This is a genomic window from Streptomyces sp. NPDC001339 (assembly GCF_042895955.1).
Taxonomy (GTDB): Bacteria; Actinomycetota; Actinomycetes; order Streptomycetales; family Streptomycetaceae; genus Streptomyces.
On record NZ_JBIAWT010000008.1, the window covers coordinates 231,595 to 249,858 of the forward strand.

The following is an 18,264-nucleotide window of genomic DNA, read 5'->3' on the forward strand; positions in this document are numbered from 1 at the left end:
AGGCGATCCAGCGCAGATGTGCTGCCTCGGTGCTGTAACCGCTCGTTCAGCTGAGAACATTCGCCAGGTCAGGTGACATCTGGCATCAAGCTCCCGGCGCTGCTCCATCCTGAAAAGAACAGCCTTCCGCAAGACTCGTCGCTCGCACATCCGGAGGTAAAACCTGTGTCTGATGAACCGGACTCGAGCCTCCCCGATGTAGTCGAGGGGGTAGTCGAGCACCTATTGCACGTCAGCTACGACGAGCGCACGGTGCTGCGGTTGACCAGTACGGCGAACGACGACCCTGGCATCACTGTGATCGGAAAGGCGCTCTTCGGAGTGCGGCCAGGGGAAAGCGTGCGCGTGAGCGGCAGATGGGCTGATCATCTCCGCTATGGCCGTCAATTCATGGCCGAGCGCTGTGATCGCACGATGCCCGCCGACGAACGGGCCATCCGGATGTATCTCGCGTCGGGCATGATCCGGGGCATCGGGCCGGTACTCGCTGGAGCGATCGTGGACCGGTTCGGCGACCAGACCCTAAAGATCATTGACACCGAAGTGGAGCGCTTGCTGGAAGTCCACAACATCGGCGATATTCGGCTGGCACGGATCAGCGGAGCGTGGCAGGAACAAAAGTCCATCGCCGAGATTATGGTGTTCCTGCAGGGCCTGAGCATCACTCCTGCACTCGCGGTGAAGATCTACACCGCATACGCCGATACCGACGACGACCCCATGCACATCGTCCGGCACACCCCCTATCGGCTCTGCCGCGATGTGCGCGGCATCGGCTTCGACAAAGCCGACAAGATCGCCCTTGCCGTGGGTGTCCCGAAACACAGCGATGAACGTCTGCAGGCCGCGCTCACGCACGAACTCGACCTCGCTGCCGGCCAGGCAGGACACTGCCACTTGCCCGTACGGGTTCTGCTGTCCCGGACCCGCATGCTGCTGAAGGACGACGACCCGGCGACCGCCGAGCTCCTGGACAACGTGGTGTTGCGCCATGCCCTGAAAGTTCTACGCGACCAGGGCGAGTTGATCATTGAAACTCTGCCGCTGCCTGCCAGGGACGGCAGCGGCACTCTGGTGGACACCGAGATCGCTGTACTCCCACGCCTGCACCGCGACGAGACCCAGCTCGCCCATCACGTAAGGCGCTTGGTCAACGCCAGGTCCCTCCTGGCCGAAGTCGCCCCTTGGGCCGAGCGTCTCGCTGGATTGACCACCACCGAGACGGCCGGGCTGACCGAGGAACAACACCAAGCGATCCTCACTGCTCTGACAAGCCCCATTTCCATCCTTACTGGTGGCCCTGGCTGCGGAAAGACCCACGCCCTGCGCACCCTTGTCGAGATTGCCGACGAAGCCCGGGCGTGCGTTGTGCTCGCGGCTCCCACTGGAAAGGCTGCAAAGCGGCTGGAAGAAACCACCGGTCGGGATGCGATGACCGTGCACCGCCTCATCCGGCCCGCGGATGGCGAAACGCTCTTCGACCACTCCAGCCCGCTCGACTCAGCCGATCTCATCGTGATCGATGAAGCCTCCATGCTGGATGTCAACCTCGCCCGTAAGCTCACCGCCGTTATTCGCGACGGCTGCCACCTGCTACTGGTCGGCGATGTAAACCAGCTGCCCAGCGTTGGCCCCGGGCGAGTCCTGCGCGACCTACTCGACGTGGTCGACATCCCCCGCACACGGTTGACCCGAGTCTTCCGCCAGCACGATGACAGCGCCGCGATCGTAAGAAACGCCCACCGCATTCTCCGCGGCGATCTACCCGAGGAGGACCGGAATGCCTTCTGGAACAGGCACGTCCCCAACCCAGATGAAGTAGCCCAACGTGTAGTCGACTTGGTCGCCGACATCATGCCTCGCCACTTCCGCGTGCTCCCCACCGACATCCAGGTCTTGTGCCCAGGCAAGAAGAACATCGCCGGCATGACTGACCTCAACTTGCGCCTACAACTCCGGCTCAACCCGCCCGCTGACGATAAGCCCCAGCACTACCACGACGGAATCATCTTTCGTCTCGGCGACCATGTTCAGCAGATCCGCAACAAACCCCAACGCGGTGAGAACGGCATCTTCAACGGCAGCAGTGGCACCGTCACCGCCATCGACCTGGAGGCCCATCGGCTTACCGTCACGTTCCACGATTCAGAACAGGTCATCTACCCGTTCGCGGAACTTGACGAGCTCATTCACGCTTACGCACTGACTGTTCATCGCTCACAAGGCAGCGAGTATCCGTACGTGATCGTCCCGGTCATCAGAGAGACCGGCGATCTGCTCCTCCAGCGAAATCTGCTGTACACCGCTGTCACTCGCGCTCGCCAAGGAGTCTTGCTCATCGGGCATGCCGAGGCAGTCGAGCGAGCGATCGCCAACAATCGCACTCTCCGGCGCAACACCGCCTTGACCCATCGCATCACGGTCGCTCAGCCGACCGTGCCGGTACCACGTCGGAATACGGCCACCGGCCAGCTCGCCTGGGACTGAACGCCATCGATGAAGCCCTCGGAATAGCCCGAGCATTGAAGATCGAAGAACTTCCTTGGTGCTCCGCCGTCAGATAAGTGGCGCATTCCGCCCACCCGCACCGCACGCCACGATCGGTCCGCAACTTGCAGACCCAGGCTGAGCGGCCTGGTGCCTACATCGGAAACTCTCCTCGCCGGACTGCGGCTATGAAGTCCAGCCATGCTTCCGCTCTGAAAACGATCACTGAGTCGTCAGGGTCTTTGGAGTCGCGGACAGGAGCCTGGCCCGGTGGGGGGGGGGTAAGCATTTCCAGGCAGGCGTTCTCGTTGCCGCTATAGCTGCTCTTGCGCCAGACGCGGACGATCGTTTCGTTCAAGGCTGCGTGTCCTCACCGGGGGCGGAATCGTTCATGTGTGCTCTTCGGTGGTGGCTAATTCATACACCTCACGGCAGTTGAGCGTGCCGGGATGCTTGGGACCCAGTACGCGTGTGCTGACCGTGAGGGTGTGTGTCACCAGATCCCGCGCCTGCTGACGGTGCCCGGCGCCGACGAGGATGCGGGCGAGGCGGGTCTGGATGGCCAGGGTGTGGGGGTGTTCCGGCCCGAAGATGCGTTCGCGGACTTCCGCCACGCTCCTGGCGACGTCCTCCGCCTCGTGCCAGTTGCCCTGGCGGAGCAGGATGCCGGCCAGGAGGTCCTGGGCGTTGAGGGTTCGTGGGTGTTCTGGACCCAGGACGTGTTTACTGCCGCTGACGGTGGCCCGGGCGAGGGTTTCGGCCTCGTCCAGCTGGTCGCTTCTGGAGAGCACCCAGGCCAGGGAGATCCTGCTCTGCAGGGTGTGTGGATGCTCGGCGCCCAGGGCGCGTTCGCTGAGTGCGAGGTTGGGCCGGGCGAGGTCTTCGGCCTCCGCCCAGCGCTCCTGTTCGCCGATGGCGTCCGAGAGGCAGGCCCGGCTCTCCAGGGTGTCGGGGTGCTCCGGCCCCAGGACTCGGTGGCGTCCGTCTGCCGCATGCCGCATGTGCTGCTCGTCCTCGGCGAATCTGCCGAGTCCGTACAGCGCGAGGCCGAGGGCGTGGGCGCTGGCCAGGGTGTCGGGATGGTCGGCGCCGAGGAGGGTTTGCCGGGCGTCCAGGGTTTCCTGGTGGAGATCGGCTGCCTCGGTGAACCGGCCAACTCCCGTGAGAGCGCGGGCCAGTTCGTGGCGGTCGGTCAGCGCGTCGGGCGTCGCGTCGTCCCGTGTGGCGGCGGTAGCCGCTTCGCCCAGAGAATGGGCGGTGGCGTAGTCGCCGCGGGCGTAGCTCTGGAGGCGCAGCCCGCGGACGACGGTCAGCGCGGGCGCCAATGCCCGGCTGCTCGCGCTGGTGGAGCGCCGCAGCAGTGCCGTCGCGTGCGGAGCGAACAGGCGCAGGCTCTGGCTGTCGATGTACTGGCCGTCGCTCGTGGCCAGGAGCTGCGAGAGGAGTTCGGCCGCGGCGGTGAGCACGAGGTCGCGTTGATCGAGCGGGATCCGGGCGGCGACGGTGTCGAGGAGCAGGGCATGAGCCTGCACCGTACGCACGGTGGGTCGGCCTGAATCTCCGGGGACCTCCTGGAGGGAGATGAGTGACTGGGACTTCAGCCCCATGACGGCGGCATTGGCCCGGTCGCCGGTCAGAGCCGGATCCGCTTGCGCGAGGGCGGTGGCGTCCAGGCGGGGTGGGGCGAGCAGACCGACCGGCAGGGGGTCGGGTGCGTAGCACGAGAGCAGCCGCAGCACCGTGGTCGTTTCGGGGAGACCCTGCCGGTGCAGGGCGTCCAGCGACAGCTGCCAGGTGCTGCTGATCAAGCGGCGCAGATCGCGTTCGCCGGGCTCGGCGCCCAGGTCCAGGACGGTGCCCGGATCGTGCCGCAGGCGGTGGAGGTAGTCGTGTACGGTCACCGGTTCCAGGACCTGCTGGCCCAGGTAGGTGCCGGCCAGCATCAGGGCGAGCGGGTGGCATCCCAGGCTGTGGGCCAGCTGCCCCAGCGCGGCCAGGTCCGTGTCGCCGACCTGGAAGTCCAGCAGCACCTCCACAGCGTCCGACACGTCCAGCACGCCGAGGGGGTGCGATGCGGCACCGTGCCACAGCGGAGCGGTGCCGTGCCGGGTGGTGACGAGTACGGTCCCGCGTGGGCTGGAGCGCAGCCACCCGGGCTCCTGGAAGATGGCGGGTTCGTCGGCGTTGTCGAGAACGAGGAGCCAGCGTTCGGCCGAGCGGTCGAGGTAGTGCCAGACCAGGTCCGCAGCAGGGCGCCGGCCGGCCCGGGCGGCGTCGACCTCGTCCTGGGAGGCGCCCCGGTCGGAGGCCACGGCGAGCATTCCCGCGCGGAACGAGGTGGTGCTGGAGGCGTTGACCCACAGCCCGGTGATGTCATGGCCGCCCACCGCCTCGTCGAACACGGTTAGTGCCACCGCGGTCTTCCCGCAGCCCGGCATGCCGTGCACGATGTGGATCCGTTGCGGCTCCGGCTCGCTGCCCAGCGTTGCGGCCAGGAGCGCGCGTCGGAGGTCTCGCCGGTCCCGGATCGGCGAGTGCATCCGGGCGGCTAGAGGCACGCGTACCGAGTCCGGCCCCGCCCATTGCTGATCCCCCAGGGCGCCGAGGCTCGCGGCGATGTGGGTGTGGTACTCAGTGATGTGCTGGTCACGCTCGGCGCGGAACAGCCGGCCGTGATCGCTCACGGCGGTGCGCGGCACCGGCGCCTCGGGCGAGTTCGGTTCCACGCCCTCGGTCACCGTTCGGTGATGTGCTGGTCACGACCGGCCTGGTAGACCCGGCCGCTGCCAGAGACCTCGGCACGCATGTGGACCACCGGAGCTTGGATCTCTTGCCCTGTGGGGAGCAGAGCGCGAGACTCCTCCAGGACACGGAGCAGCTCCTGCGCGATGTCCGGATCGGCGATCAGCAGGCGGCGCAGCCTCCCTTGCCACTCACCCGCCAGAGCCTGCTCGCCGAGGGTGTCGCCATCCTGCCGAGCGGCCAGGATCTCCGCCCGGGTCGCCTCCAGCTCATTGCCGACCTCTTCGGCCTGGCCAGGGCGCACGCGGCGCCACAACGCGACGACGCCGTCACGGGTGTGCTGCCAGACATCGGTCGCCATCAGGGCCACGACGGTGGCGCTCGCGGTCTGCGCCATCGCCGTCAACTGCGGATCCATGCTCCCCCCCAAACCAGCTGTACCTCGCATCTGCCCCATGGTAAGCGGCTGTTGGCATGAACGGGCCCTGATCGGCTCCAAGGTCATGACGCGGCGGGTGTATGAACAAGCATCAGCCGGCCTCTCCAGCCACGATCATGCGTCCTTCTCGCCCAGCGGCCCCGCAGGTACACGAACAGGTGCACCCCTCTACCGTGCCGATGGCGGGTCCAGGCCGCGAAGCGCGCCGCTCGATCGCCGTACGGATCGATCGGGGAGCACGGGGCACGAGCTTGACCACCGCTTCCGCCGCCGCGCGGGCCAGGTCGTCGAGGACGGACTGGTAAATGTCGCGGGTGATGCGGGTGTCACTGTGGCCCAGCGTCTCCGAGACGACCTTGATGTCGACGTCGGCCGCGAGCATGAGGGTCGCGGCGCCGTGGCGCAGGTCGTGGAGGCGGATCGGCGGCAGGCCAGCCTCGGCGATGAGGCGCTCGAAGAGGTCGGAGATCTTGCCTGGGTGCAGAAGGGATCCGTCCTCCTCGGTGAAGATGCGGCCCGTGTCCTGCCAGGCGTCATCCCACTTGCGCTTCTCCTCCTCCTGGGCGACCTTGCGCAGCTCGATGAGGTCAACCGTCTCTTCGTCAAGCGCGATGGACCGGATGCCGCTGTTGGTCTTCGGGAGCCCCTCAAGGATCTCCCAGCCGTCCTGGACGAGCTGCGTGGCGATCTCCAGCGACCGCGATTTCTTCGAGTAGTCGATCCAGCGCGGAGCACAGCCCTCGCCGCGCCGCAGACCGCGGAAGGCGATCATCCGCCACATGGCCTCCAGACGGTCGCCGACGATGTGGTCCAGGAACCTGCCGGTCTGCTCCGGCGTCCACACCATCACCGGGCTGGGCTTCTCGCCGGTGGCCAGCCAGTGCGCGACGCGCTCGTCGGTCCAGACGAGGGCCTTGGGCTTGGTGCCGGGCTGCAACTCGACGTGCTCGGCCGGGTTGTAGTTCGGGATGATCCGCTGGGCGATAGCGGTGTTGAGCGCCGCCCGCAGCGTGGCCTTGATGTGGTGCTGCGTGTTGACGGTGGTGACGCGGCGGAAGGGCGGCATCTGGTCGATGGCGGCCTTCAACCACTTGCGGCGCGCTCGGTTCTCCGCGCCCTTCCACGGGATGGTCTTGAGTTCCTCCAGAGCGGAACGCCGCTGGGTATTTTGCTCCTGGATCTCGATGTTCGCCTCGTTAATGGCGTCGAACATCCGGTCCAGATGGGGCACGTTGAGCTTGTCCAGGCGTATCTCGCCCAGGTGGGGCTTGAGATGGACGCGGACGTCGCACTCGTACCGCTTGTAGCCGCCCACACGGAGGCGCTTCTTGCCGGCGAGCCAGAGGTCGAGCCACTCAGCCACCGACATCTTCGAGTTCAGCGCCTGACCTGCCGACAGCCGCCGACGCGTTTCGTCGTAGTCCGGCAGCGGCTCCTTCTTCTTGGAGCAGTCCTCCAGCATGTCGCTGATCGCCAGATGCCCCGCTTGGTCGTCCTCATCGGGTATGGCGAGCAGCGCGCGGACCTTGCCCAGTTCCTTGGTGGCGTCGGTCGAGGACTCGAAACCGCTGCGGCGGAATTCCCGCCGAGTGCCATCGGATCGATTGACCAGTTCGTGGCGTATGGACCAGTTGCCATGGCGGCGATTGGCAAGTTTGGGGCACGCCTTGCCGTAGTTCTTGCCCGTCGCGGGGTTGCGGCAGGAACAGCGGCGGGTGACCGTGCCGCCGGAGGTGGTGCTGGCCAAGGCTAGTCCTCGGGATCGTGCTCGTCGACGAAGGAGAGTTCGGTGGGGAGGGACGGTGGGGTGAGGCCGCGCTGCCGCATCGTGAGGCGGAACTCCCGGAGCTCTCTGCAGTCGTCGAAGGCGAGCTGTTCGTACGCGCCCGCGGCTTCAAGCAGAGCCTCACGGCGGCCGGAGTCGAGGGTGGTGCTGGCCTTCCGGCGGCGCTCCTTGGCCAAGCGGGTCGAAGCCAGGGCTGTTGCCACGGCGTCGCTGTGGGCGCGGAAGGTGTCCAGCACGCCGCGGGCGGACTCCTCCGGCGCGGGCCTCTCCAGCCGTGTCTCACCGGTGAACCAGGCCACAGCATCCCAGGTCGAGACCTCCCGGTCTGGAAGCACTTCGACGGAGGCTTCCAGGCCGAGGGGGAACAGCAGGCTGACCGGCGGGACCTTGTAGACCTCGGCCAGGACGAGGAATTCCGCGAGGTCGATCGAGCTGCGGCGCCCTGTCTCCAAGTTCGTGATCGTCGTCTTCGGGACCGCCAGGCCCAGAGCCGCGCATGCCTCGGCCGCCTCCGTGACGGTGAGGCCGGCGGCCTTGCGCGCACGGCGCATCTGCTCGGCGACGCGGGCGGTGAAGGCCGGTGACCACTCCCTGTTTGTCATGGTGACAACTTACGACAGGGAAATGTGTTGCAGCAACATTCGTGGTACACAGTTCGCCGTCAGGGCAACTTTTGTTGATCGGAATACATCATGACTACACGCAAAGCTGTACGAGGGATGACCTACGAAGAGCTGCTCGCGCTGCCGGCTGCCGTCGACCTCGACACAGCCAACAAGGCGCTGACGATCGGCCGGAGCACCGGATACGCCTTGGCGAAGAGGGACGAGTATCCGGTCACCGTCCTCAAGCTTGGGAACGCGTACCGCGTGGTTACTGCGGAGCTGCACCGGCTCCTCGGCGTACAGCCGGAGGAGGCGGTCGGGTGCGGTGCCCCTTCCACGTAATCGTCGGGGACGTTGTCCCCTGGCCTGGATGCCGGAGCGCGGAGCGCGGGGCTCGTGGAGGCGAACCCTTCCATGGGGTGGGCATGCCTGTGGAGGTTTGTGGGTGCCATGCTGCGACCTCGTGCCCGCGGCCGGGTCAGGACACCGCTTGGAACGGTGGGGTCGGCGCGAGGGGGACAGGACGGAGCATCGGGCCTGTGAGATCAGCGGGTGCATTCAAGCCGTCCAGAAGCACGATGATGCGATCGATGTTCGTGAGCCGCCGCTGTCCAGACTCCAGCATCGACAGGAAAGCCTGGCTCAGCCCCGTCAGGAGCGCCATGTCCTCCTGACGGAGATGGCCGCGTTCTCGCACGAGCTGGCATAGCCTGCCGAAGTCCCGCTGAACTAAGGCGCCTTTGACGTCCTCGTACGTCCAGACCTGGGTCGGGACGAAGGGGCATGTTGTCTGTGCCGCCGTCCCACTGCGGTTACAGACGGAACAGACGGTTTCGCTGTTATACCGGCTCAAGCGGCACCGGCAGGCGGTACACCGGCGACCGCCCCACGCAGCAGCTACCTCGGTGGTTCGCCGTCTTGACACTGTGATCGTCTCCCTCGCCGAGTGATCAACCTTGGCTCCGGCAAGTACTCCGCCGGGGTGGGGCCCATCACATCTGCGTTCGGTGCCGCGGAGTATCACTGGTGCTTGGCCAAGCCGCTCATCATCGGGCGACGTGACTTTTCAACATCCGCTTACACATGCGTTCGCGCGGGGCAGACTTAGTGTCCCGATCATGGTGAGTAACGGGCAGGCGGTAGCAGTCATGGCGAAGAGCCGTGCGGGGTGGCAACCGGGCCAGCTTCGCTCCATGCGCGAAGCACATGGCCTGACGCTTGAGGGTGCCGGTGAGCGGCTACGTGAGGTGGCGCGCGCTGCCGGACTCACAGTGCCAGCGGCGAACTTCCAGACCTTGTGGCAGCACGAGCAGGGTGAGGTGTACCCCGGCCCGCATTATCGCCGGGCCTACTGCCTTCTGTACCGGGCTACCGAGCCTGAGTTGGGGTTCCGGAAGGCGTTGCCGGGTGAGCAGACTCAGCTCCGGCTCACGCCCTCGAAGGTGGAGCCGCTCGGCGACCATGTGCTGGCCGTTGAGCGCGCGGTGCTGCAGATCGCTCCGGGTAATGCCGACAGCAACGGTCAGGAGGTTCAGCAGCGCATCATTGACGCGTGGAGACGCCGTCACACGGGCGGCGACCCGAATCAGCCCACGCTATTGATGGTGGGCGGCCTCGCCGGCAGTGGGAAGTCGGAGTTCTCACGGTTCATCTCGCGGCTCACCGGGTGGCCGGTCCTCGATAAGGATCCCATCACCCGTCCGCTTGTTGAGCGGCTGCTCGTTGAGATGGGAAGCGATGCAAACGACCGCCACTCCCCGGTATATCGGGAGAAAGTGCGGCCCTTGGAGTACCAGTGCTTGCTGGAGACCGCCTACGCCAATGTCGACTGTTCGATCAGCACTGTGCTCACCGCACCGTTCGTTGCTGAGGTGAGCGACGAGCGGTGGATGCGCCGCTTGATCAACCGGTGCGAGGCGCGGGGAGTGACGGTGGCGGTTATCTGGATCCAGTGTGACCTTGAGACCATGCACGAGTACATCAGCTTCCGCTCGGCAGCCCGCGACAGCTGGAAGTTGCAGAACTGGGATGAGTACGCGGCGACGATTGATCCGGAACTGCGGCCGGTCGTACCGCACTTGGTGGTCGACAACCGTCTCGGTACCGCAATATCCCTCACCGATCAGGTTCGGCAGGTCTTCGGGACGGTGTTCGCATGAGCCAGGGCATTCTGCTGTACGGTCCACCCGCATCCGGGAAGGACACCATCACCACAGCACTGTGCGACTTCAACGACGCCTATCGCGCGTTCATGCGTCTCAAGATTGGTAGTGGCCGTACTCGTGGCTACCGGATGGGGACCGCCGATGAGCTCGTAGAGCTTGAGGTACGCGGAGACGTGATCTACCGCAACGACAGGTACGGCAACATCTACCTCGTAGACCGTCCCGGCCTTACCCAGGCCATGCAGGACGGGCGCATTCCCATCCTGCATCTCGGGCAGATCGCAGGCATTGAGGCGGTGGTGGAGAGATTCCCCGCCTCGTGGACCAGCGTGCTCCTGTGGTGTTCGCGGGAGAGTACCGCGAACCGCTCCAAGGGGCGCGGCGACAGCGATACCGAGGCCCGCCTCTCCGCCTGGGACGCGACGGCCCAGGACATCGAGACCAGCACGGATTTCGCTTGGGACGTACGGCTCGATACCGACGCCATCTCGCCTACAGAGGCGGCGCACGAGATCGATCTGCTGATTCGCCGCGGCATCTGACCGCGGGCGAACCGCGCGGACCCGGCTACGGTTCGCCATGCCCCTCACGACCGTGGTCGACATGCAGGAGCGCGAGCGCCTCGGCGACGGTGAGTTCACGGTCTCGGGCGCTCGCCCACTGGTGAAGAACTCCGCTGGCTGCTCGCATCAGATCGTCCGGCAGCCCGGCCTCCCGCAGCAGAGCTGCTGCGTCGTCCAGTTCAGGGCCCCAGCGCCAGGCACGGGAGGCAGTCTTGGGGATGTAGCCGGTCTCGGTCAGGTAGCTGCCACCCCGTTTCCCAGCGATCTTGACGAGCTCGTCGGCAACGCCGTTCGCATCAGCGACGCCGTAGGCGAGCGCCGCCAGGATGCGGGAGACCTTCTGGTAACTCGAGTACGACAGCTTCAGCGCAGAGGCCGTACCCACCTCGGCGCCCAGCACATGGGGTTTCACGTCACTCGCGGCGAACAGGGACGCGACCTGAGAGCAGCCGTCAGGAGCTCCGGACAGATACAACGTGGGCCGCTTGCCACCCACCGGCGGGGAGCCGACCACCGCGCCATCGATGACCACGGCGCCAGGAAGAAGCCCTGAGACCTCCCTGACGCGATGCGGCGTGATCGCGTTGGCCTCGATATACAACCCGTCGTCGAAGCCACAGGTCGCCACCTGCTGCGCGACATCCACCGCGGCGGCAGGCGGACACAGAGACAGCAGCACATCGGCATGCGCCACGAGCTGCGCAAGGTTCTGTACGCCTTCGAGGCCGGCATCCTCGGCCCGTGCCCGGGACCGGCTGCTGCGGCCGTCCATGCACCACAGAACCCGCACGTTGCGCCGTCGCAACTGGGCGCCGAAGGCGGCGCCCATGCTGCCGGGATGCAGCAGCCCAACCGTGATCGCTTCAGAGTTCACGACGAGGTCCTCTCAGCTCACGGTGGTGAGCAGCAGATCGATCGCTTGGCATACATCAGTGGTGGCGTGGTCCGGCTCCGCGTCGTCCCCGGGCCAGGACCTGCCGCCGCTGACCCAGATGGTGCGTAGTCCGGCCGCTCTGCCGCCGCGGATATCGGTGTCCACGCCGTCGCCGATCATCCAGCCGCCGAGCGCGAGGTCGGCTCCGCATGAGGCGGCCGCCTTCTCGAACATCGCTACCTCCGGCTTACGCACTCCGGCTGCCTCAGAGGCGCACACCGCATCAACGTGATCGACGATCCCCGACATGGCCGCTTTCTCGGTCTGGATCTCATTGGCGCCGTTCGTGGCGACGGCGATCTTCCAGCCGGTACGTCGGAGCGTGGACAGGCCCTCAAGCACATCAGCAGGGCAGCTGACTGAGCGAGCCATGTATGCGCAGTAGTCACGCCACAACGCCTCGGCCGAAGGGGCAAGGCCGTACTGCGCACGGATCGTCTCGAAGGTCGAGGGGTAGGCACGTGCGTGCACCACCTGGAGCAGATCCGCTCGTTCGTGATCATTCAGGGCGTACTGCGAGGAGAATGCCGAGACCCAGTCCGTCAGGGGACCTTGGCGGTCAACAAGGGTGTTATCAAGATCGAAGATCGCCAACCGCTGCATGGAAGCAGACCTTACGGGACCGTGAGTTGCCCGGAACGCGCAGTTGGGCGCCATGATGACGAGGTCTCGCGCAGCGTGGGCTGACCGGCCGGCGGGTGCGTCGATGACGTGGCGGACCCGATTCGCCAAGTCCTGCTCTATGCCGTGACGTTCACAGCGTCGCTGCTCAGCCCTTCAGCGATCGATCGGCGCGCAGGGCATGGGCATATCACAACGGTGATGTGATCGACTCGCGCCGATGAGCCACTCTTGCATCCACCCTCCGCTCGCGCTCACGGCTGTCTCCCGTGATCGTCGGCAGGGGCTGATCCAACGAGGTACCGAAGGGGGATACCGCTGATGACGAATATGCCTGCTCAGCTGGATCTAGATACGGGCGAGCGGGATCCAGACCCGCGAACTGTAATGATTCAGGGTAAGTCCTGCGTCGGCATACAAAATGGGCAGCACGGGTGGTGCGAGGATGCTCTCGCCGGGATGCCGTTTCCTCGCTCGCCGGAGTTGCTGGAGCCGCTGAACCGGCTGTATGCGAACAACAGCCGGCAGTGGGATGCCGAAGATCGGGTGCGGCGAGCTGGAGACGGGCAGATTCCGGCCATCAAGCGGGAGATCGACGAACTCAACGGCCGTCGCCACAAACTCATCGAGCAGATTGATCGAATCTTTGATGCGGCGTGGGGTGCGGACCAAGACGTACCTCCCCTTACCGAGTCGATCGGCTCGGCTCTGGATCGCCTGTCGGTGGAGACGCTGCGGATCATGCATACCGAGCAACTCGTCGAGGGTGATGCCGGCGCGGCGGAACGTGTCGCGATTCTGCGTCGTCAGCGTGACGATCTCGTGTGGTCTATCGCAGTCGCTTGTGAGGACCTTGCCTCCGGCCGACGCCGCACGCCCCGACCTGAGCGCATGAAGCTCTACGGGAAGCCCGGACGATGAGCGCGGTCGGGTTGCTCCTCCAAGGCACTGGGGTCCGCCATGACAACTGATTGCTCCGGGTATGGGGATGATTTCGCAGACTGGCGCAATGGCCTGTTTCTACGCCCCGATGGCGACAACGCGGACGTGCTTGTCGAGCTCATCCGCGGTGCACTCGATGAGGCGCTGAGCCATCAGGGTGCAGGGCCCGTGTATCCGCGCTGGGACCAGGAAGACGGGCGTTCACCGGTGGGTGGTGGACACCTGCTGGAGGACCCTGTCGCCGCGGAGACGGTTCTCAGCCAACTGCGTTGGTGGCTGGCTGGATCGGTCAAGGTGCACCACCACATGTTCGCCAAGAACGTCGTTCCGCCGCCGTCGTTCGTCAACCTGGCAGCGCTGTGCGCGGTGTCGTTGTTCATGCCGAACGGCGTCACTGGAGAGGACGCCGCCGAGACCCTTACCGCCGAGCTGTCCTGTGCCCAGGCGATGGCGCGGCTGGCGGGGTACGACCCGGATCAGGCAGGTGGCCTGTTCACCTTCGGGGGCACTGCGACCAACCTGTACGCGATCAACGTCGGCATCTCCAAGGCGCAGCCCGACCACGCCGAGCGGGGGATCGAGCCTGGGATGGCCGTCGTCGGTTCCTGGCCGGCGCACTACTCGCAGAAGTCCGCGTGCGCGTGGCTTGGTATCGGCACCCGAAACTACATATCCGCTGCGTCGCTGCCCGACCAGACCACAGACCTGGAGTCGATGGAAGCGGCCTGCCGCGACGTGCTGGCACGCGGGCACCGACTTGCATGCATCATGGGCGCTGGCGGGACGACCTCCAATATGGCCGTCGATGACTTCGGCGAGATCGCTGCGATGCGGGATCGGCTGGCCGCGGAATATGGATTGGATTACACGCCCCACGTGCATGCGGACACGGTCATCGGGTGGGCTTATCTCTGCTTCATCGATTACGACCTGCATCGCAATCCCCTCGAATTCAGCCCGCCTGTGGTGGCGAAACTCTCACGGCTTGTGGAGCGCCTGAAGACAGTGCGGCACGCCGACTCGTTCGGAACCGATTTCCACAAGACCGGTTTCGCGCCGTACACGTCCAGCATGATCATCATGCGAGATGGGCGAGACTTCTCGCGGCTACGTCGCGACGGCGGAGTCATGACTCCGCTGTTCCATGACAAGGATGCGTACAACCCTGGGACCTTCACGCTGGAAACTTCCAGGTCAGCGGCGAACATGGTCGCGACCTGGGTTGGCCTGCAGGCCCTGGGCAAGCAGGGAATGCGGAAACTTCTCGGTCACGCGCTTGAGACAGCCGAAGCGCTCCGACGCCACGTTGATGACGTAGCAGCTGGCGACGTGACAGCCATCAACAAACATTCGTACGGCCCGGATGTGTTCTTGCGCTGTTACCCGCCGGATGACCCGGCCGCTGCCGAGGAGGACTTCAGCGACACCAGCTCGGTGCGCCGAATAAACCAGTACACCTCTGACCTGTTCGCGTGGCTATCGCGTCAACGCGTACCGGAGGCCGAGCAGATCGCGCTGAGCAAAACCTCCGCGGCCTTCTACACGCCGGCTGGCGAGCCGGTCGTGGCTCTGCGGGTGTACTCCCTCAATCCGTACTTCTCCGACTCGCACGCCAGGGAGCTGGTCGTGCGCCTCCTCAAGGGCAAGCGACAGTTCGACGCCATTCATCCGGATACAGATGTGCACGAGGGGACCCGGTGAACCAACCATCGATCAATGGCCGAGAAGAACTGCCGACGCACTTCGCCGCCGCCGACCTCCCTATCCGTGACTGCGTCGAGTTGACGGCTGGTCTGGCCTCCTACGCCCGGAGACACGGACTATCCCAAGTCGAGGTGAGCGGGCCACCAGCGATCGGTGAACTCATCGAGGAATTCGGTTTCGATGAGGTGCGATATGTCGACGGCCGCCGGAAGCCCGCAGTGGATATCCCGGCGGCTCCCCGCACTTGGCGCTGCGGTCAACGTGGGCTGCGCTGCCTAAGCGAACAACTCGCGGACGCGGCAAGACTTCCGTCCGAGGCGGACAAGGCGCCGCCGACGACGCTCCCCGGCGGGTCCGTGATGCGGTTCGCCCGGCACAATCGTCTCGGCGATGCCCTGGGCATCGTCACCGGCCTGGAGCACTACTGCCGCGACAACGCCATAGCATCAGTTGCCGTCACCGGTTCGCCCATCCTCGCCGAAGTTGTCGAGGTGTTCGCATGCGGGCGAGTGAGCTACGTCCCTTCGCCCAGCGAAGCGATCAATGGCGACGCGATCTTCGCCCGGTCTTCATGGAGCCTCCCGTGGCTTGACCGGTTCAACCACGCCGTGACCGACACCTTCGGGGGACGAGTCCGCCACCGAGTGCCGCCGCTTCCGCTCCGTGAAGCTCCAACGCCCAGTGGCCAAGAAGACGTGGTGTATTGCCAGCTCGATGCGCGTTCCAGCACCCCGCTGCCGCGACAGTCGGCCCGACGGCTCCTGAGCCAGGTTGCAGCACACGGCGAAGTCCAGATCCTCGGCGGCCCTGACACCCAGGACTACCTCGGCGACGACCTGACCTACGTACGGGCAGAGCTTCCCGAGATGGTCACCCGTCTCCTGTCATGCCGCCTTTTCGTGGGGTGCGACAGCGGCCTGGGCCACCTCGCGGGTTACCTCGGCGTTCCCGGCCTGATCGTCAGCACCGACGACTTCGAGACGACCTGGGCATTCTTTCGTGGCTACGCCAGCCTCAGCGTTATCCCGCTCGCGGCAACAGAATTGCTTCTCCCATGAAGCCCCCCACAGAGCAGGAAGCCCTGAAGGCGGCCAGTCGGTGCCTGCGCCAAGAGGCCGTGACCGCCCGCCGAATCTCGATGGGCCGCAGCCACTTCGTGTTCACGGTGGGGCTGAAGTCCGGTGAGTCCGTGATTGCGCGGATCACTCGACACGACCGCGCCGAGTGCTTCGCGGGATTCGCGTATTGGCGGCGCCAGCTCGCTCGGGTGGGAGTGCCCGTCCCCCGCGTGCTGTCCATGGACCTCACCGGGACCGTACTGCCCTGGCCGATCATGCTCCTTGAGCAAGCCCCAGGGGATGATCTCTGCAACGTCTACACCGACCTTACGGCCGCCGAGAAGCACGCCGTTGCCGACGACCTGCTCGCCATCCGGCACCGCATGAGCGGCCTTCCACCCGGTCCCGGATACGGCGGCATCGCCAGCTACAGCGACCTGCGCTGCCACTCCCGCTGGTCTGACGTGCTCTGGGAGTACTTCACCGGCGCAATCGATCAGCTGACGCCCTCGCAGCGGCAGAGGCCGGCCATCGGAGAAATCCGCAGAACCATCCGCGAGCTACGCCCCGAGTTCGAACGCATCGAACCGTTGCCCTACCTGATCGACGCCACCCACCAGAACGTGCTGGTGGATGGTGGGAGAGTCACGGCGATCGTCGACCTCGACGAGCTCGGGTTCGGTGACGCCCTATACCCCCTCGGCGTCGCTCGCGCCGGCCTTTTGGCCCGTGGGCCGGAGGCGGAGTGCATCGAACGGGTTGCCGCGCCACTGTGCGTCGGCCCCATTCGGCAGCGCATATTCGATCTGTACTCAGCGATCGCCAGCCTCAAGATGCTCTCCCCGAGTCCCCTCAGCGTCAGCGGCCCGCCCTCGGCTGGCAGCCCGATCGCCACCCGGCTCTGGACCTTGCTCGATTTCTTCGCCGCCGCCGCGGCCCACAAGGAGTAACGCCATGCCCGGCACCGTCTTCGTGAGTCTCGACGACTTCACCCGCGAGGGCTTCACCAATGGCCTGTTCCTTCAAGTCCGCGAGCTACTGCAACGCGTCAAGAGCCGAGGGCGCCCAGCCAGCCTCGCCTGCATCGCTCAACACAGGAATCCCGGAACCGAACGCAGAACCCGGACCGTCCAGGGCTGCACTGTCCACGAAACCTTCATCGGTGCCCCGGGGCCAGCGAGCGCGTACCGGCAGGCGCTTCAAGATCTTCTGAAGGAGCTGGACCCCGACGTGATCCTGCTCAACTCCTGCGCGGTCCGGCTCAACGAAGCGCATCGTGCCGTGCTGGACGAATGCCTCGCGAGTGGTCGGCATGTAGCGGTGCTCGTCACCGACCAGCTTTACCCCACAAGCCATGACCACCCCGCCGACGAGGTCCGGGGTTACTACGATCTGATGCGGCAGGCCAGTGTGCACGCGGTCAGCCAGACGATCGCCGACGCCTTCCACGGCCAGACCGGTGTGCCAGCGCAGGTGCTCCCCAACCTCCTGCCCGAGCGACGAGTCAGCCCGGCATCCGTAGGCGCGGCGGGCCGGTCCCTGACGTTGATCAATCACCACCCCATCAAGGGCCGGCGTGTCTGGGACGCACTCGTTCGTCAGCGCCCCGGAGACGCCTACCTTGTCGTGGAGACCTGGCCCGATGTCCCGCCGTACGCGCCGCCCTCGCCGAACGTCCAGGTGGCCGCCTTCAGCCCGGACCCCGCCACGATCTACAACCTCACCAGGATCCTGCTCGTGCCGTCGCTCGGCCCGGAAGGTCTCCCACGCGTCGCGCTTGAAGCAATGGAGTCAGGAGTACCTGTCGTGGCCCACCGGATAGGCAGCCTGCCCGAGCTGGGAAATGCCGCGATGTTCGTCTCCCCGCCACCGATCGCCGGCTACGAGCTCGAAGGCAATGTGCTGTATCCCCGGGTTTCTCCGGACGACATCAACCGGGCCGCACGGGATTTCGGGCAGATCATCGACGCGATCGATCATGATCCCGCGCTCCGTACCCGGCTCGTGGCCGGCGGCAAAGCACTCGTACGTGACTATCGCGATCACAGCGAGGCTGTGATCGGTCGACTACTCGACCTATGGTTCGGGATGGCGTGAACCAGGACACTCCGGGTGTGCGGCGACCCGGTCACTGCACGTAAACGGCCGCTGACCAGTACAAACACGGATGGCAGCCTGGAGCACTACACTGGCCGCCACACTGACACACGCGACTCTA

General features: G+C 65.7%; 17 protein-coding genes. 9 read left to right on the forward strand and 8 right to left on the reverse strand.

The window, feature by feature from the left end; genetic code table 11:
• Window positions 1-72 precede the first annotated feature (72 nt).
• A complete protein-coding gene (locus ACFY12_RS24650; protein WP_390718053.1) occupies window positions 73-2,487 on the forward strand; it encodes an ATP-dependent RecD-like DNA helicase in 2,415 nt (804 codons plus the stop codon).
• A gap of 154 nt (window positions 2,488-2,641) precedes the next feature.
• Here ACFY12_RS24650 and ACFY12_RS24655 read toward each other — a convergent pair whose 3' ends face one another.
• The 5 genes from ACFY12_RS24655 to ACFY12_RS24675 form a co-directional block, all read right to left on the reverse strand.
• Window positions 2,642-2,845: a DUF397 domain-containing protein gene (locus ACFY12_RS24655; protein WP_390718054.1), complete on the reverse strand. Its 204-nt coding sequence runs from the start codon at window positions 2,843-2,845 to the stop codon at window positions 2,642-2,644.
• Between the two features lie 31 nt (window positions 2,846-2,876).
• The gene (locus tag ACFY12_RS24660; RefSeq protein WP_390718055.1) at window positions 2,877-5,213 is read right to left on the reverse strand and encodes a tetratricopeptide repeat protein; all 2,337 of its coding nucleotides are present in this window, start codon (window positions 5,211-5,213) and stop codon (window positions 2,877-2,879) included.
• 8 nt (window positions 5,214-5,221) lie between these two features.
• Window positions 5,222-5,647, reverse strand: coding sequence for a hypothetical protein (locus ACFY12_RS24665; protein WP_390718056.1), 426 nt, complete (start codon window positions 5,645-5,647; stop codon window positions 5,222-5,224).
• Window positions 5,648-5,759: 112 nt separating this feature from the next.
• Window positions 5,760-7,415 (reverse strand): tyrosine-type recombinase/integrase, encoded by a 1,656-nt coding sequence (locus ACFY12_RS24670; RefSeq protein ID WP_390718057.1) that lies wholly within the window; start codon window positions 7,413-7,415, stop codon window positions 5,760-5,762.
• Between the two features lie 2 nt (window positions 7,416-7,417).
• Complete coding sequence (locus ACFY12_RS24675; RefSeq protein ID WP_390718058.1) at window positions 7,418-8,056, reverse strand: helix-turn-helix domain-containing protein; 639 nt, start codon at window positions 8,054-8,056, stop codon at window positions 7,418-7,420.
• A 90-nt stretch (window positions 8,057-8,146) separates the two neighbouring features.
• On the opposite strand from ACFY12_RS24675, the gene ACFY12_RS24680 reads away from it, so the two are divergent.
• The gene (locus tag ACFY12_RS24680) at window positions 8,147-8,401 is read left to right on the forward strand and encodes an integrase (RefSeq protein ID WP_265885299.1); all 255 of its coding nucleotides are present in this window, start codon (window positions 8,147-8,149) and stop codon (window positions 8,399-8,401) included.
• 136 nt (window positions 8,402-8,537) lie between these two features.
• On the opposite strand, the gene ACFY12_RS24685 is transcribed toward ACFY12_RS24680, so the two are convergent.
• On the reverse strand, window positions 8,538-8,756 hold the full coding sequence (locus ACFY12_RS24685; RefSeq protein ID WP_390718059.1) for a helix-turn-helix domain-containing protein: 219 nt from the start codon (window positions 8,754-8,756) through the stop codon (window positions 8,538-8,540).
• Between the two features lie 451 nt (window positions 8,757-9,207).
• On the opposite strand from ACFY12_RS24685, the gene ACFY12_RS24690 reads away from it, so the two are divergent.
• On the forward strand, window positions 9,208-10,218 hold the full coding sequence (locus ACFY12_RS24690; RefSeq protein WP_390718220.1) for an AAA family ATPase: 1,011 nt from the start codon (window positions 9,208-9,210) through the stop codon (window positions 10,216-10,218).
• A complete protein-coding gene (locus tag ACFY12_RS24695) occupies window positions 10,215-10,766 on the forward strand; it encodes a guanylate kinase (protein ID WP_390718060.1) in 552 nt (183 codons plus the stop codon). Before ACFY12_RS24690 ends, ACFY12_RS24695 begins: the two co-directional genes overlap by 4 nt.
• 25 nt (window positions 10,767-10,791) lie before the next feature.
• On the opposite strand, the gene ACFY12_RS24700 is transcribed toward ACFY12_RS24695, so the two are convergent.
• Window positions 10,792-11,661 carry a DUF1932 domain-containing protein gene (locus ACFY12_RS24700; RefSeq protein ID WP_390718061.1) on the reverse strand — a complete coding sequence of 290 codons (870 nt, stop codon included), beginning with the start codon at window positions 11,659-11,661 and terminating at the stop codon, window positions 10,792-10,794.
• A gap of 12 nt (window positions 11,662-11,673) precedes the next feature.
• Window positions 11,674-12,324, reverse strand: coding sequence for an HAD family hydrolase (locus ACFY12_RS24705; RefSeq protein ID WP_390718062.1), 651 nt, complete (start codon window positions 12,322-12,324; stop codon window positions 11,674-11,676).
• Window positions 12,325-12,663: 339 nt separating this feature from the next.
• Between ACFY12_RS24705 and ACFY12_RS24710 the strand changes: the two genes are divergently transcribed.
• Genes ACFY12_RS24710 through ACFY12_RS24730 form a run of 5 tightly spaced genes read left to right on the forward strand, consistent with a single transcriptional unit; the run spans window position 12,664 to window position 18,143 of the window.
• Entirely contained in the window at window positions 12,664-13,263 is a 600-nt protein-coding gene (locus ACFY12_RS24710; RefSeq protein WP_390718063.1) for a DUF4254 domain-containing protein, read from the forward strand.
• A 39-nt stretch (window positions 13,264-13,302) separates the two neighbouring features.
• Window positions 13,303-14,985 carry a pyridoxal phosphate-dependent decarboxylase family protein gene (locus tag ACFY12_RS24715; RefSeq protein WP_390718064.1) on the forward strand — a complete coding sequence of 561 codons (1,683 nt, stop codon included), beginning with the start codon at window positions 13,303-13,305 and terminating at the stop codon, window positions 14,983-14,985.
• Complete coding sequence (locus tag ACFY12_RS24720) at window positions 14,982-16,046, forward strand: hypothetical protein (protein ID WP_390718065.1); 1,065 nt, start codon at window positions 14,982-14,984, stop codon at window positions 16,044-16,046. Before ACFY12_RS24715 ends, ACFY12_RS24720 begins: the two co-directional genes overlap by 4 nt.
• Complete coding sequence (locus ACFY12_RS24725) at window positions 16,043-16,996, forward strand: phosphotransferase family protein (RefSeq protein ID WP_390718066.1); 954 nt, start codon at window positions 16,043-16,045, stop codon at window positions 16,994-16,996. The genes ACFY12_RS24720 and ACFY12_RS24725 overlap by 4 nt, the downstream gene beginning before the upstream one ends.
• Window positions 16,997-17,000: 4 nt before the next feature.
• A complete protein-coding gene (locus tag ACFY12_RS24730) occupies window positions 17,001-18,143 on the forward strand; it encodes a glycosyltransferase (RefSeq protein WP_390718067.1) in 1,143 nt (380 codons plus the stop codon).
• Window positions 18,144-18,264: the final 121 nt, after the last annotated feature.

Excerpts from the sequence above, each read along its gene's own strand:
- ACFY12_RS24725 (WP_390718066.1), top strand. The coding sequence starts at position 16,043 with ATGAAGCCCCCCACAGAGCAGGAAGCCCTGAAGGCGGCCAGTCGGTGC.
- ACFY12_RS24680 (WP_265885299.1), top strand. The coding sequence starts at position 8,147 with ATGACTACACGCAAAGCTGTACGAGGGATGACCTACGAAGAGCTGCTC.
- ACFY12_RS24690 (WP_390718220.1), top strand. The coding sequence starts at position 9,208 with ATGGCGAAGAGCCGTGCGGGGTGGCAACCGGGCCAGCTTCGCTCCATG.
- ACFY12_RS24715 (WP_390718064.1), top strand. The coding sequence starts at position 13,303 with ATGACAACTGATTGCTCCGGGTATGGGGATGATTTCGCAGACTGGCGC.
- ACFY12_RS24710 (WP_390718063.1), top strand. The coding sequence starts at position 12,664 with ATGACGAATATGCCTGCTCAGCTGGATCTAGATACGGGCGAGCGGGAT.
- ACFY12_RS24695 (WP_390718060.1), top strand. The coding sequence starts at position 10,215 with ATGAGCCAGGGCATTCTGCTGTACGGTCCACCCGCATCCGGGAAGGAC.
- ACFY12_RS24665 (WP_390718056.1), bottom strand. The coding sequence starts at position 5,647 with ATGGATCCGCAGTTGACGGCGATGGCGCAGACCGCGAGCGCCACCGTC.
- ACFY12_RS24730 (WP_390718067.1), top strand. The coding sequence starts at position 17,001 with ATGCCCGGCACCGTCTTCGTGAGTCTCGACGACTTCACCCGCGAGGGC.
- ACFY12_RS24675 (WP_390718058.1), bottom strand. The coding sequence starts at position 8,056 with ATGACAAACAGGGAGTGGTCACCGGCCTTCACCGCCCGCGTCGCCGAG.
- ACFY12_RS24705 (WP_390718062.1), bottom strand. The coding sequence starts at position 12,324 with ATGCAGCGGTTGGCGATCTTCGATCTTGATAACACCCTTGTTGACCGC.